The 14020-nt window shown below is 59.8% G+C and carries 8 protein-coding genes; 2 read left to right on the top strand and 6 right to left on the bottom strand.

The genetic code is table 11. The features are described from left to right. Positions 1-23: 23 nt before the first annotated feature. On the bottom strand, positions 24-1277 hold the full coding sequence (gene glyA / locus BLT55_RS17405) for a serine hydroxymethyltransferase (protein ID WP_054079930.1): 1254 nt from the start codon (positions 1275-1277) through the stop codon (positions 24-26). 290 nt (positions 1278-1567) lie between these two features. On the opposite strand from glyA, the gene BLT55_RS17400 reads away from it, so the two are divergent. Further along, positions 1568-4333 carry a HopW family type III effector protein gene (locus BLT55_RS17400; protein WP_054999855.1) on the top strand — a complete coding sequence of 922 codons (2766 nt, stop codon included), beginning with the start codon at positions 1568-1570 and terminating at the stop codon, positions 4331-4333. 79 nt (positions 4334-4412) lie between these two features. Here the strand turns inward: BLT55_RS17400 and BLT55_RS17395 are convergent, their stop codons facing one another. After that, positions 4413-8249, bottom strand: coding sequence for a bifunctional diguanylate cyclase/phosphodiesterase (locus BLT55_RS17395; RefSeq protein WP_074800700.1), 3837 nt, complete (start codon positions 8247-8249; stop codon positions 4413-4415). A gap of 380 nt (positions 8250-8629) precedes the next feature. Here BLT55_RS17395 and ettA point away from each other — a divergent pair, with 380 nt between their 5' ends. Beyond that, the gene (gene ettA, locus BLT55_RS17390; RefSeq protein ID WP_054999849.1) at positions 8630-10294 is read left to right on the top strand and encodes an energy-dependent translational throttle protein EttA; all 1665 of its coding nucleotides are present in this window, start codon (positions 8630-8632) and stop codon (positions 10292-10294) included. 54 nt (positions 10295-10348) lie between these two features. Here the strand turns inward: ettA and BLT55_RS17385 are convergent, their stop codons facing one another. From BLT55_RS17385 to BLT55_RS17370, 4 genes are all read right to left on the bottom strand, one after another. After that, positions 10349-10846 carry a GreA/GreB family elongation factor gene (locus tag BLT55_RS17385; RefSeq protein ID WP_054999850.1) on the bottom strand — a complete coding sequence of 166 codons (498 nt, stop codon included), beginning with the start codon at positions 10844-10846 and terminating at the stop codon, positions 10349-10351. Between the two features lie 76 nt (positions 10847-10922). Further along, positions 10923-11276, bottom strand: coding sequence for a lipoprotein (locus BLT55_RS17380; protein WP_007252446.1), 354 nt, complete (start codon positions 11274-11276; stop codon positions 10923-10925). A gap of 134 nt (positions 11277-11410) precedes the next feature. Then, positions 11411-13264, bottom strand: coding sequence for an Lnb N-terminal periplasmic domain-containing protein (locus BLT55_RS17375; RefSeq protein WP_054999851.1), 1854 nt, complete (start codon positions 13262-13264; stop codon positions 11411-11413). 69 nt (positions 13265-13333) lie between these two features. Next, positions 13334-13822 (bottom strand): DUF3015 domain-containing protein, encoded by a 489-nt coding sequence (locus tag BLT55_RS17370; protein ID WP_007252444.1) that lies wholly within the window; start codon positions 13820-13822, stop codon positions 13334-13336. Positions 13823-14020 lie beyond the last annotated feature (198 nt).

Raw genomic sequence — 14020 nt, 5'->3', positions numbered from 1 at the left:
TTACTGCGTTTAGACGATGCTCATCACGCGCCGTAAACCGGCAGCTTCGCGCAGATGGCTTTGACCTTCTCACGCACCGCGTCGATCACGGCTTCGTTGTTCAGGTCAGCCAGGATGTCGCAGATCCAGCCAGCCAGTTCCTTGCACTCTGCTTCCTTGAAGCCGCGAGTGGTCACTGCCGGGGTGCCGAAGCGCAGGCCGGAGGTAACGAACGGGGAGCGTGGGTCGTTGGGTACGGAGTTCTTGTTGACGGTGATGAAGGCGCGACCCAGAGCGGCGTCGGCGTCTTTACCGGAGATGTCCTGCTTGATCAGCGAAAGCAGGAACAGGTGGTTTTCAGTACCGCCGGACACCACGTCGAAACCGCGCTCGATGAACACGCCGGCCATCGCCTTGGCATTCTTGACCACTTGTTGCTGGTAGACCTTGAACTCAGGCTGCAGCGCTTCCTTGAAGCAGATCGCCTTGGCCGCGATGACGTGCTCCAGCGGACCGCCCTGGGAGCCAGGGAATACCGCAGAATTCAGCTTCTTCTCGATTTCCGGGTTGGCGCGCGCCAGGATCAGGCCGCCACGCGGGCCGCGCAGGGTTTTGTGCGTGGTGGTGGTCACGACGTCAGCGAACGGCACCGGGTTCGGGTAGACACCTGCTGCAACCAGACCGGCAACGTGAGCCATGTCGACGAACAGGTAGGCACCGACCTTGTCGGCAATATCACGAAAGCGCTGGAAGTCGAGGATCTGCGAGTAAGCAGAGAAACCGGCAACGATCATTTTCGGTTTGTGCTCGACGGCCAGACGCTCGACTTCGTCGTAGTCGATCATGCCGTTGCCGTCGATGCCGTACTGAACGGCATTGTACAGCTTGCCCGAGGACGAAACGCTGGCACCGTGGGTCAAGTGACCGCCGTGGGCCAGGCTCATGCCCAGAATGGTGTCGCCGCCTTGCAGCAGAGCCAGGTAAACCGCCGAGTTGGCCTGCGAGCCAGCGTGCGGCTGGACGTTGGCGTAATCCGCACCGAACAGTTCCTTGGCACGGTCGATAGCCAGTTGCTCGACAACGTCGACGTACTCGCAGCCGCCGTAGTAGCGCTTGCCTGGGTAGCCTTCAGCGTACTTGTTGGTCAGGACCGAGCCTTGAGCTTCCATGACGGCCGGACTGGTGTAGTTTTCCGAGGCAATCAGCTCGATGTGTTCTTCCTGACGCAGAGCTTCTTGCTCCATGGCGGCAAACAGATCGGCGTCGTACTTGGCGATAGTCAAATCACGGCTGAACATGGCAGTCCTCAAAGGGGCATGGCGGAAAAGGCGGGTATTCTACCCCATCGGGTTTTATCTGGCATATGAAAGGGAATCATCTTGAGTAGCGATGGGGCTCACGCGGGTGTCTCCAGAGGCTGAGACGCAGATCAATATCGCGCAGGCATACATTTCTTGACCCTCCGCCACAGACCGCCGAACGGTCGTGCGTCGATTTTTCCCCTGTCATCGGGAACCGTTCCGGACCGAGCGCCACTCAGCCCCGACCTTTGATTATCGGAACCACCGACCGTAGGGAAAAAGCCATGATGCCATCTCCGATCACGCGCTCCTCTCATTCATCCTTGCCAGGTGCCTCTAACCCGGCTTGCGATGCTGCAAGCAGCCTCGAGCAATCGCCGCAGCAGCTCCGCACCAGGGCGTTTATCACCAAAGCTGAACTGTCTGAGGCATTCGGGCGCACGTCTACCGCGCCGTCGCAGGATGCGGTGCACTTGCTGAACAATCTTCAGCGCGAGCTGGCGAAAGAGAATCCGTCTGGTCCCGAGCTTGCCCTGCTGGGCAAAGAGCTCGCCGCTGCCGCGATGACCGAGCAGGGCTCGAATCTGCTGGCCACCGAAGAACACCAGCATGTGTTGAAAGGCGTGCTTGATCGTTGCACGCGCCAGTTGGCGGATACGCCTGCATCTGATGCGTCCCATGCACCTCTGTCCCAGGCCTGCGAAGCACTGAAGACGGCGCGGCTGCATCAGTCTCTCGCGATGTTGACCGGCACGTCGCACACTCAAACACGAGGTGTTGCGGATCTGCTGGCATTGACTCAGCTTGATACAAAGGTGCTGGCCGAGAAGCTTGACGGGCAGGCACCTTACGAATCGTTAGGCCATTTCATTCGCACGGCCAGGGATAGCACGGCGGCGCTAAACGTAAGCCTGAGTGATCCTGCCGGGGAAACGACCGGTCTGCTCCGCGCGCAGGCCGACACGCTTGAGGCGCTGAAGAAGCTGCCAGCCATCCTGGCGGCTTTGATCGAGCATTGCCCGGATATGCCCACCCAGAAAGATTTGCGCTCTCTTGAGGACGCGGCGGGTGAGTTGCTGACAAAGTTGCGCAAAAACGCTCTTTTGAAAGGCTCGGAAGAGATCGTCAGCGAGGCCGGGGAAAGCCCGGTACACAGTCGTGAAAGCGTCGAGCCCGCGCTGACGCGGAGCCAGGCGTTGCTCAAGGCGGGCGGCAAGCTGGTGCGCAAGTTCGATGCCTACGGAGCGGTTGCGCCCATGGACGACAAAAAACTGCTGGCCTTGTTGCGTACTCCGGCACCGCACCTTTCGCCCGCGCAGATGCACGCATTTCTGAACAGGCATGCGATTCAGCTCACTGACGAGCAGCGCACGATTGTCAGCAATACCGAGCTGCCTCCTGCCCGCGAGGGCGATATCGAGGCGCAGGGTGGCATGGGGTTCGACGAAAAGTTTCGTCTGGCCCTGGCCGATGGTTCGCTGGTGTTGACCGACGAGCAACTGGCCGATCTTGAAAGCCTGCCCAAGGCGACGAGCACGACGTCCGAGGGGCTGAAGCCGCTGCTGGATAAACCGTCGTCTGCGCTGAGCAAAACAGAGCGGGAAATGCTTGACGCGATCATCGATGCCAACAGCCAAGGGCAGCTCGAGGCCTGGCACGCGCATAACGAACGTTTGCCCGAGGTCCTGAACCGGTCGGGGCTCCCGCCTCACGTGCGCGACGAATTGCTCAGCCTCAACAAGAGCATGAACACCGAGCTGACGACACTCAAGAACGGCGCCTCGTTCATGAGCCGCGTTGCCGCGAGTCCGGCGATGCTGCTGGCCCTGGCGCCGTTGCCCCTGGCAGTGGCGTTCGTCAGCAAGGACAATTCCTACAGTTCATCGCTGGTTGCACACTTCACCAAGAATGCGGTGTTCATGGCCGGCCTGATGATGAACGAGCTGACCAACACCCGAACCAACATCGACCATGGGCTCAACCGCTATTTCGTCACGGTGCTGGCCAACGCCATCGTGGCGCAGCCCACCTTTGCCAAGAACGAAAAGCTGCTGGAGCAGGTCGGTTTCGGCATCGCAACCGCCGTGACGTCCGGCGCCGCCACGCTGGCAGTGTTCAACCGGGAGTCGATAGCGTCGGCCTTCAAGCTCGCGAAAAGCAAGCTCTCCAGGCAGGACCCGGGGGATGCCGACATTTCCGAGGAGGGCCACAGTGCAGTGGTCAATCACTTCAACGTCAGTGAGCATTTCGCTCAGCAGATGAAAGTCGCGACCGAAGCTTACAAGCAAGACAACAGCATTACCGACATCATGAACTCGAGCCTGACGTACCTGAGCACCAAGAGCAGTGAGTTCAAGGCTGCTTTTGAAGCAGGCGAGGCCATGCGCACAGGCCAGGCATTGCCTGAGACCGAGCGCAAGGCGGACGCGGATTTCTACCCCAAAATGGGCCTGGTTGCGCTGACTGCAGGGATCGGTGCTGCGCTGGTGAAGCTGATGAAAAGCATGGTTGGTAAAGCCGACTACGCAGCGGACGGCGTGTGGTGCGCTTCGGAAATGCTCAAAATGGCGATAAACCCTGACGTCGACATGCAGAAGGCGGTTCAGGTCTTCAAGGAAATCGTCGGGCTGAACCTGGTGATGACGGGGTTTCTGGGGGTCAACAAGGCCTGGAACTTCCTCGACAAAGGGTTGAAAGGCTATGCCGCCGGTGCGGCAGTGCTGACCGCCGCCAACCTCACATTGCCCGGCATGGTCGGTGAGGTGGCAGGCTCGGCTGCCGGCAAGGGCTTGAGCTACATGACCGAAAAGGGCAAGGCGGCACACCAGGCTGGCAAAGCGGCAGCCTCCTGGGCCGGGAATTACGTCAGCACATCGCGGCTGGGTGGCGCAGTCGGCGCGCTGCAGGCGGCCGTTCCCGGAAGGGCCGCAGGCGGGCAAATGGTGGCGAGCCTCTATGGAAGCTTCCGGTATATAACCGGATCGCACCCGACGCCTGTTGCCGCGCAAACGACTGGCGGGGAAACATCGCCGTCGGGCGCAGATTGGGTTTGAGGGGCAAGCTGCAAGCCACAAGCCAAAGTCTGGAATGTGATCGGTTCTTGAGGCTTGAGGCTTGAGGCTCACCGCCGCCTCAATCCAGCATAAACAATGCGTCGTTGCTGAATTGCGCTTCGAATTGTTTGGGGGGCATCGGGCGGCCGAAGAGGTAGCCCTGGACCTCGTCGCAGTCGTGTTCGCGGAGAAATTCCAGTTGCTCGTGGGTTTCCACGCCCTCGGCGATGACCGACAGGTTCAGGCTGTGCGCCATGGCGATAATGGCGCGGGCAATCTGGGCGTCCTGCTCGCCGGAGGGCAACCCGTCGACGAAGGTGCGGTCGATCTTCAGCACATCGATCGGGAACTGTTTGAGGTAGTTCAGCGATGAGTAGCCGGTGCCGAAGTCATCCACGGCAATGCTCAACCCGAGGTTTTTCAGGCCGTCGAGGATCTGCATCGCTTCGTTGACCTCGCGCATCAGGATGCTTTCGGTCAGTTCCAGCTCAAGGCAGGCGGGCGACAGTCCCGTTTGCTCCAGGATCGTGGCGATACGTTTGCCCAACTGGCCGTCCGAGAATTGCCTGGCCGAGATGTTGACCGACACTTTCGGCACGCGCACTTTGTGCTGATGCCAGTGTTTCAGCTGACGACAGGCTTCAGTCAGCACCCAGTCGCCCACTTCCACCACCAGGCCGAGCTCTTCAAGCACCGGGATGAACTCGTTGGGCGGGACCAGCCCGCGTCGCGGGTGACGCCAGCGCAGCAGCGCTTCGGCACCGGTCAGGCGCTTGCCGTCGCCACTGAACTGCGGCTGGTAGTAAAGGGTGAACTCCTGCTGTTCAAGGGCATGACGCAGGTCGCTTTCCAGCTCCAGACGTTCCAGCGCGGTGGCGTTCATGTCCGCCTGATAGAACTGGAAGTTGTTCTTGCCGCATTCCTTGGCGTGATACATCGCCGTATCGGCGTTCTTCATCAACTGGCTCAGCTCTTTGCCGTCCTGCGGGCTGAGGGCGATGCCGATGCTGGCGGTGACGAAAAACTCGCGGCCCTCCAGCACGAACGGCGTCACCAGACTGGTCAGAATCCGCTCGGCCACGTGGATCGCGCGATTCAGCGCTTCTTCACGGGTGCTGCCCTGTTGCAGCAGCAGAGTGAACTCGTCGCCACCCATGCGCGCCACCGTGTCATTGACATCGACACAGGCGAGCAGGCGCGTAGCCATTTCCTGAAGCATGCGGTCGCCTGCAGCATGTCCCAGTGAGTCATTGATCGGTTTGAAACGATCCAGATCCAGAAACATCAGCCCCACCCAGGCTTGCTGACGCTCGGCCTGTTGCAGCGCTGAGTACAGGCGATCCTGGAACAGCGTGCGATTGGGCTGGTGCGTCAACGCGTCGAAGTAGGCGAGGCGATGAATGCGATCCTCGCTGGCTTTGCGCTCGCTGATGTCGGTGAAGAAGCACACGTAACTCGCCAGATCACCTTCGTCATCGACCACCGCCGTGATGCCGACCCAGGCAGGATAGTGCTCGCCATTGCGGCGCTTGAGCCGGACCTCGCCTTCCCAGGTGCCTCGCCCGCTCAATTGCCGGATGATGTAACGCAGGTGCGCTTCCTGTTCGGCTTCCACTGTGAGCATGCTCGGCAACTGGTCGACCACCTGAGCGACTTCATAGCCGCTGACCCGGGTGAAGGCCTCGTTGGCTCGCACGATGTAACCGGCCGGGTCGGTAATCAGAATCGCCGAGGTCGAGTGCTCGAATACCGTGGCGGCCATGCGCAGGTCTTTTTCCGCCCGTCGCTGCTGGCTGATGTCCCGGCCGACGCCGAGGATCCCCTCGAAATTGTCGTATTCATCCCAGACCAGTACTACTCGCAGCTCGACCGGAATCTTGCGGACGTCGGCGCGCAGGCAGTCGAACAGAAACAGTCGGGTGGTGACTTCGCTGCGCAGACTGGCCAGGTCTTTGGGCTTTTTCAGGACCTTGTGAATGCGGCTCATGAGCGCGTAGAAACCGCTCAGTTGCTGTTGCGTGGCGATGGCACCGGCCCAGCCGTTCTCGAGAATCCAGTCGGGGCTGTAACCCAGAATGCTCTCCACCGAAGGGCTGACATAATTGGGGCGCAGTTGATTGTCCGTGGAAAAGATCACGTCGCTGATGCTTTCGGCAAGCATGCGATAACGCTGTTCGCTGTCCCGCAATGACTGGCTGGACGCAACCTGATCGGTGATGTCCTTGGCAATGCCGATGATCCTCGTCACCCGGTGTTCGGCGTCCCAGGCCAGGGCCTGTTCGCGAATGTCGAAGCAACGCCAGTTGTTTTCCCGGTCGCGAAAGCGCAGCACGCTTTGCAACAGCTCATTGTGGCCGTAGTGGCGCTGGCGCAGACGCATGTCCTGATAACTCTTGGCATCCTCCGGGTGCAGCAGGACTTCCCAGAAAAACTCGCCCATCGCTTTCAGCTCTGGCTTGCTGTAGCCCAGTGTGTGGCCGAAATGGTGGTTGCTGTAGATCATGCGCTGACTGAGCACGTCCTGAACGTACAGGTGATCCGGCACCGTGCGCAGCACATCGGACCAGAAGCTTTCACGGTCCTGTAGAGACAGCTCGATCTGTTTGCGGCTGGTGATGTCGCCGATACTGAGGATCACGGCATCGAAGTCGCTGCGCACTTCGGGCAGGCGCATGACCAGCCACAGGTGCTGATCCTGATCGCCTGGCTGGGAGAGGCAGATTTCCAGTTCCAGGCGCGGCTGCTTGTTGAGCACCGCCTGAATCAATTGAACACCGATACCGGGGCGTGCGCGCGACTCACCCTCGATCAGCTTTTGCCACGCCCGCTCGCCGGATTCGAGATTCAGCAGGCCCAGCGCCACTTCGTTGACTTCGGTGATCTGCAGTTGCTGCAACAGTCTTTTCAGTGCTGCGGGTTGATTCCTGACCAGTCGATCCAGGTCATCGCTGGTCTTCAGCTGCAGGATGTCCAGTTGCTCCGGCAGGCCGGACATGTCCAGAACGCAGATCGCAACGCCTGCGCCTTCGAAAATATCCCGATAGCGGCGGCGGCTTTGCTGCATCTGTCGTTGCCGGGTGCGCAGGCTGACCAGGGCAATCAAGGGCAGAATCGACAATAGCAGTCCGATCAGGCACTTGCCGATCAACGGCCCGAGCAGCGCCTTGCGGGTTTTGTAGGTATCGAACAGGCCACGCAGTTGCCAGTCACTGTTGGCCAGGGGCTGGAGCAGAATGGTTTCGGCCAGACCGCTGTCGGCGTCATCGGCGGGCAGCGTCTCGCGCACGATCACCCGTTGGGTCTTGCGCTGCTCCACGCGCCACAGGTGTTGAACATCGTGAGCGGGCAGGCTGAACAGGTCTTTGAGCGCGTCCGGAGACAGGCGCAACGCCCAGTAATCTTCGCTGCTGCCCGTTCCCACGCGAACCAGCAGGTAGACCTGAGTGCCATCATCGGTGCTGGTGTAGAAATACGGGCGGCCCAGCGCCTGTTTAAGGCTGCGCCGTAAAAACTCTCCGTCGCGGGAGGCTTCAGCGCTGTCGCTGACCACGTTGCCTGCCGGGTTGAGGCGGGCGGCGCTGCGCAGTGCGGGGAAGGTCGTGCGCAGGGCCGCGAGCGTTTCAGGTTGTTCCAGTTGCTCGCCGGACGACTGAGCCTCATCCAGCAGGTTCATGGCGATCTGCGCCTTGAGCGCCATGTTCAGACTGATCCGGTCGGAGAGCTGAACGCTGTACTCGACGCTGCGTTGCCGCTGGCGGTCCTGAGTCTGATGGAACTGCTCGATCAATTGCCACAGCAGCAAGGCCAGCATCAGCAATACCAGCGCCGCCAGTGCACCTTTCACCGACCCGCGCAGAGGCCTGCCCGTACTGTTTGCAGCGACACTCGTTGACGACAGACGCGTTGAAGTAGGCAAATCGGTGATCCTGAATGCTGAACTGAAGCCGTAATACTTTAAACAACATAGCCGGTCACCCGGAGGGCGGCTAGCATGCCTTTAGTTGTGGCGTAGTGCCAGCCCCGTGGGGCCGTATCGTTTGCCCTGCGGGCTGCATTCGGGTAGCTTTGCGCAACGTGTGGTATCCACCGACTCCAGCATGAGTGACTCCACTTTTTGCACTAACGACCCGGCTTTATATTTGTCTGCACTGCCCCAATCTGTTTATGCCTGGAGTTATTCAAGGCGCGGAACGGTGCTGCGGCAAGTCTCAAGGACAAATAAAAGCTTTTTTTCGGCCGGAGCTTTAAGCTCGCGTTCCAGATCGGTCCTCATCACAGACGCTAGGTTTTCATTCCATGGCTCAATACGTCTACACCATGCATCGGCTGAGCAAAGTTGTGCCGCCGAAGCGGGAAATTCTGAAAAATATCTCTCTGTCCTTCTTCCCGGGCGCCAAGATCGGCGTGCTGGGCCTCAACGGTTCGGGTAAATCCACGCTGCTGAAGATCATGGCGGGTGTCGATACCGAGTTCGACGGCGAAGCGCGTCCTATGCCGGAACTCAATGTGGGTTATCTGCCGCAAGAGCCACAACTTGATCCGAACAAGACGGTTCGCGAAGTGGTTGAAGAAGCGGTCAGCGTGATCAAGGACGCACAGGCGCGCCTCGATCAGGTCTACGCCGAATACGCCGAGCCGGATGCCGATTTCGACAAGCTGGCGGCCGAGCAGGCCAAGCTGGAGTCGATCCTGCAAGCCAGCGACGGGCATAACCTGGAGCGTCAACTGGAAGTGGCGGCCGATGCACTGCGCCTGCCTGCCTGGGACGCAAAGGTTTCGGTGTTGTCCGGCGGTGAAAAACGCCGTGTGGCGCTGTGCCGCCTGCTGCTGTCAGCACCGGACATGCTCTTGCTCGACGAACCGACCAACCACCTGGACGCCGACTCCGTCGCCTGGCTGGAGCACTTTCTGCACGATTTCCCGGGCACTGTGGTCGCGATCACGCACGACCGTTACTTCCTGGATAACGTGGCGGGCTGGATTCTGGAGCTCGACCGCGGCGCAGGCATTCCTTACGAGGGTAACTATTCTGGCTGGCTGGAGGCCAAGTCCGATCGTCTGGCCCAGGAATCCAAGCAGCAGACGGCCCATGAAAAGGCCATGAAAGACGAGCTGGAGTGGGTCCGCAAGGGCGCCAAGGCGCGTCAGTCCAAATCCAAGGCCCGTCTGCAACGCTTCGAAGAAATGCAATCGCAGGAATTCCAGAAGCGCAGCGAGACCAACGAGATCTACATCCCCGCCGGTCCGCGCCTGGGTGACAAGGTTATCGAGTTCAAGAACGTCACCAAGGGGTACGGCGACCGTGTGTTGATCGACAATCTGTCGTTCTCCATGCCTAAAGGCGCCATCGTTGGCGTGATCGGTGGTAACGGTGCCGGTAAATCGACCCTGTTCCGCATGTTGATGGGCAAGGAACAGCCGGATTCGGGCACCATTGAAGTCGGCGAAACCGTGCAGCTGGCCTGCGTCGATCAGAGCCGTGACGATCTGGATGGCAGCAAGTCGGTGTTCCAGGCAGTTTCCGACGGTTCCGATGTGATCCGCATCGGCAACTACGAAATCCCGTCGCGTACCTACGTCGGTCGTTTCAACTTCAAGGGCGGCGATCAGCAGAAGTTCGTCAAGGACTTGTCCGGTGGTGAGCGCGGTCGTCTGCACCTGGCGCTGACGTTGAAAGAGGGCGGCAACGTCCTGCTGCTCGACGAACCGTCCAACGACCTCGACGTTGAAACCCTGCGTTCGCTGGAGGAAGCGCTGCTGGACTTCCCGGGCGCGGCGATTGTGATCTCCCACGATCGGTGGTTCCTTGACCGTGTGGCGACGCACATCCTGGCTTACGAAGACGACTCGCAGGCGATCTTCTTCGAAGGTAACTACACCGAGTACGAAGCTGACCGTAAAAAACGTCTGGGCGAAGCGGCTGCTCAGCCGCACCGCGTCCGTCACAAAAAGCTGGCCTGATCAGCGTTCAGGCATGCGCTGCTCCTGACCGGGAGCAGCGCTGTCGCTGACCGATCACTCCTCGGTTTCGATCAGCAGCACTTCAATCGACAAATCTCCCGCCGGACGTTGCCACACCACTTCGTCGCCTTTCTGTGCGCCAATCAAGGCGCGGCCCAGTGGCGAGCCCCAGTTGATAAGCCCTTTGGCGGCATCGGCCTGATCCTCACCGACCAGATGCACGCGCTGGCGGTTGTCGTCTTCATCTGCAAACGTGACCCAACTGCCAATTTGTACTTTCTCGGTCGAGGCGGCCGGAGCGACTACCTGCGCGCTGTGCAGGCGCTGGTTGAAATAGCGCAGATCGCGTTCAAGGTCGGCCAGGCGCTGTTTGTCGGCATCGTCACCCAAGGCGCTTTGCGCACTGTGCTGAGCTTGTAGATTGCTCACCTGCTCTTGCAACAGTTCCAGGCCGCGGGCCGTGACGTAATTGGTCTGCTCGCTGACCAGCCGTTCTATCGGCTGTTCGGCATCAGCGGCGGCGTTGTCCTCGTTTACGAATGCGCGACTCATGAAGTGTCCTCCCTAATAGGCGTTGGGCCACGAAAGGACATCATTGGTTTCGTCGAATTCGCCACGGGCCTGCGCGTCAGTTCGGGCGGTAAGCCTTGGCGGCGCTACGGGTTTTTTCCCGTTCCCAGTCGCGATCACGGTCACTGAAAATCTGCCCGGGGTCAAAGCGGTCACGATTGTTCTGGGCGGCCTGGCACTGACGAAAGCCATCGGTCCAGCCTTCGGCGTAGAGCTTTTCCTTCAGGTAGCGGGGCACGTTCTTCTTGAAAAGCCCGGTGCTGGCGCCTGCTGCTTCCCGACCACTGCCACAGCCATCCTGATAGCCGTCGGCAAAACCCGGTGGATAACCCTCGGCCAGCATCTGGTCACGGGTGGACTGACAACCCGCCAGCACAATGGCCAGCGACAACAACAGCCAATACCGCTTCATGATGGTTTCCTCTTCTTGTACGAGGAGTCTAGAAGCAAATATGTGAGTTATTTGTAAAAGCGACGTAGGGAATGTGTGATGTCATCGTGCTTTCATCGGATGAGGTCCGATGAGAGCGTTTTCCAGACATTCAATCAATAGTGATACCACTTCACCTCAAGCATCACTTCGTTCTGCGGCGAGCTCATCTGGCTGAATTCACGCTGGGCACTCAAGCGCAGGCCGAGGTTGCGGGACAACTCCCACTGCTGATTGAGGCTGAGGCTGCGGCGCACTTCGCCGTTGGTGAAATAGTCGCCCTTGGCTTCCAGGCTGAGATTGCCCAGTGGGTTGCGCCAGAGCACGCCGGTATTGAAACCGGCGGCAGGGGAGACAAACTCGGCGAAATCGTTGTTGTGCTCGATACGCACTGTGCCCAGCGCAAAGCCCAGCACCTCGTCAGCCAATTGCCAGGTTGCACCGCCGCCGCCGTTCACATGACTGACGAGGTTTTCGTCGCCATGCTTGCCGAGTACCCGTTCAAGCCCGCCGGTGACTTGCCATGACCAGGGTTTGAGCAGTTCGGTCCGTGGTGTCAACGAACGGATGGTAGCCAGGTCCAGTTGCTGAACCTGCCAGTCGTTGCCTTCGTATTGCCGCACCTTGAGCTGCAGAATCTCGATCTGCGCGCCCAGGGGGAAGCCATAAGCGTTGTCGTTCAGGTCGTGATAAGCCATGCGCAGGCCGTATTCGGCGAACGCCCGGTCGCCGCGTGTGCCGGCGCCCAGTTGCCAGGTGCGCGATTCATGCCCTTCTTCCGGCAGACCGGGGCGCGGAATGTCGAGTTGCGGCGGTGGATTCTGGTTGATCGCCTGCAACAATTCGAAGCTGCGTTGCGAGCGCTGGGCATCCCGCTCCAGCCCGTTGGCGCGGTAACGCTCCAGGCGGTAGGCCGCGTCCTGAATCAGTGCTCGGCGTTCTTTCGGCAAGGCCAGATACTGGCTGTCCTGCAACTGCTGTTGATCGGCGCTGACCTTCAAGACCCACTGTTGCTCGTCGGCATCGAGAGGCGCGGCACGGCTGAGCAGTTCGCGCTCGCGTGACGGGCGATAGTCGATCTTCTCCACCAGCCCGGCAGCCTTGATGGCTTTGACGGTGTCGGTCGGAATCGCGGTCAGTCCGAACTGTTCGGTCAGGCGCAGCCCGGGCCGCGCGACTTGCAACAGCTCCAGCAAGCGGTAAGAGCAGTTTTCATCGAAGAAGAAGTAGCTGAAGCGAATCTGTTTCAGCTCCCAGACGTGTTCGACCATGCGCCCGGTTTCTTCCGGGGTCAGGTTCAGGCGGTATTCCCACAGGTCGCGGTTTTCCAGGCTGCGGTATTCAGAAAGCTTTTCCTGGTAGGGCACCAGTGCAAACAGCCCGGGATAGCCGCCCGCCAGGCCTTTCCAGGCATACAGAATGCTGTTGTCCATGCCTTCGATATAGGCACCGAAGTTGATGGCGTAACTCAGCAGCGTGGTGTTGTTGGTTTTGGCGCTGGCCGGGTCGATGCGCAGCAGCGTATGGCCGAACATCGAGGACGGGCTGTTGAGGTAGGCCGCCGGGAAGATCAGCACGGTGCTGTCCGGGGCCACGTCCTTGTACCAGGCCTTGAATTCCTTGCAGTCCGGGGTCGGCAGGTCAGTCAGTTGCAACTGCTCACGCAGCCAGCGGGTGCGCGCCGGGTACACGCATTGGGCGTGGGTCTGTTCGTTGGTCACTGGCGCATAAAGAGCGGCCAGTGTCGCGCTCAGCTCGGCCTTCGGGTCATGGGCACCGTCGGCAGCGAGAAAGAATTTGGGGTCGGTTACGTAACTGCGCCAGCCGCCGAGCTTGCCGGCCTCGTAGTGGCCCAGTGAAATCCAGAACGGCTCATTGGCCAATTGCTGCAAACGGTCAGGGCTCAGACGGGGAGCCGCAGACAAGGGGGCACAGACAAACAGTGCCAGCAATACAAGACGTTTGAGCATAGAGGGCAACTAGTCAGGAGAAATCAGAAAGGGTCCCGCCCTTTGCGAAGAAAGGGCGGGCGAACGACATTAAGCCTGGGTAGCGTATTTGGCCAGGGTCGGATCGTTTTTCAGAACGTTGACGGTGTTGGTGTGAACGTCTTCAGCGGTGGCGTCGGCCTTGCTGAAAATCTGCGAGAAGTGTTCATGAGTGACGGCCGCGAAGTGCTGGCGATCTTCCGGCGCAACGCCCAGTACCACGGCGTAGGTCGTCAGTGCTTCGCCCTGACCCATTGCCATGTCCTTGGAGAGTTCATCCATCATGCCGTTCATGGCAAGCCAGGATTTACCGCCGTAGGTCAGTGCGCTGTTGGTCGAACAGCCGTTGGTGCCCGAGGTCATGCCGAAGGTGGCGTTGCCCGAAGTGCCGTTGGTGGTGGAAGCCAGGAAGTGAGCGGGAGTACCGCGTTGACCTTCAAACAGCATGTTGCCCCAACCGCAGTCAGGACCACCTGGCGCTTGAGCCATAGCGTTGATGGATACAGCGGCGAAGAGCGTACCAAGAAGAATCCGTTTCATAGCTTTTTCTCTTTTTAGTTCAGCCAAGGGTCGAGTTTCTTGAGTATCTACATCAAGACAGCTGGTCATTCGGTGACCACCTGTGCCATTTGGAGCCTATACGGCTTCCAAGGGTTCCGTCATGTGTCGCAGATTGTTACCTGCCCTTATGTTTTAGCAGGTGTTGTCGGCAGCGTTCAAGACGTTAAAAATCATTCA

This window comes from Pseudomonas cannabina (genome assembly GCF_900100365.1).
Lineage (GTDB): Bacteria > Pseudomonadota > Gammaproteobacteria > Pseudomonadales > Pseudomonadaceae > Aquipseudomonas > Aquipseudomonas cannabina.
Note: the sequence above shows the minus strand (reverse complement) of the source record. Positions and strands in the feature narration are given on the sequence as shown.